At 47.5% G+C, this 786-nt stretch carries 1 protein-coding gene; it reads right to left on the minus strand.

Annotated elements, in window-relative coordinates:
- Positions 1–77 precede the first annotated feature (77 nt).
- The coding region (locus tag A3762_RS03565; RefSeq protein ID WP_082868917.1) for an NAD(P)-dependent oxidoreductase at positions 78–786 on the minus strand (709 nt) is incomplete at its 5' end.

The raw sequence follows: 786 nt of genomic DNA on the forward strand, positions 1-786 counted from the left end.
AGCCATTGTCTTTCGCTGCTTTAAAACGATCAAGAAAGTCATGTTCTTGAAATAGCATGGTGATATTGGCCGCGAATTTAGGCATTTTCTTTGTTCTCAGCAAAGTGCGATGTATTGTTGAGGCGTTCGAGTTCTACCATTAATCCGCTATGGTCGATGTTCTCTTTGCCATGAGCGATTAGCGACAGATAGCCGTCATGCGTGCGTTGTGACAGGGGTAGGGTCAAACCTTGTAATCGAGCTTCATCGAGTATGGTGCGCATGTCTTTTAATTGAACACGGCTACGCGCCCCAGGTTCATAATTGCCATCAATCATTCGTTGACCGTGTAATTCTAATATGCGGCTAGCAGCGAAACCGCCACCCAAAGCCTTACGAACTGCCACAGGGTCTGCTCCACCCTCTGCAGCAAGCAACAAAGCTTCTGAGACTGCTCCAATCGTAATACCTACAATAGCTTGATTAGCCAGTTTAGCGACTTGTCCCGTACCATGCGGGCCGATGTGTGTGGCGGAACCCATTGCATTGAAAATAGGGAGAGCTTTATCGAAGTCATTTTTATTTCCGCCGGCCATAATCGACAGAGTCGCTTGTTCAGCACCTACGGTACCTCCAGACACTGGGGCATCTAAATACGAAATACCATAATTCTTAAGTAGCTGAGCATGTGCACGCGCTTGTTCCGGCGGTATTGAACTCATATCAACGACCATGCTTCCAGACTTTATCGCCTGAAGAACATCGCCTTGCATGAGTGTTTGCTCAACGATATCTCCGGTCTCTAGC

This window comes from Oleiphilus sp. HI0125 (assembly GCF_001635355.1).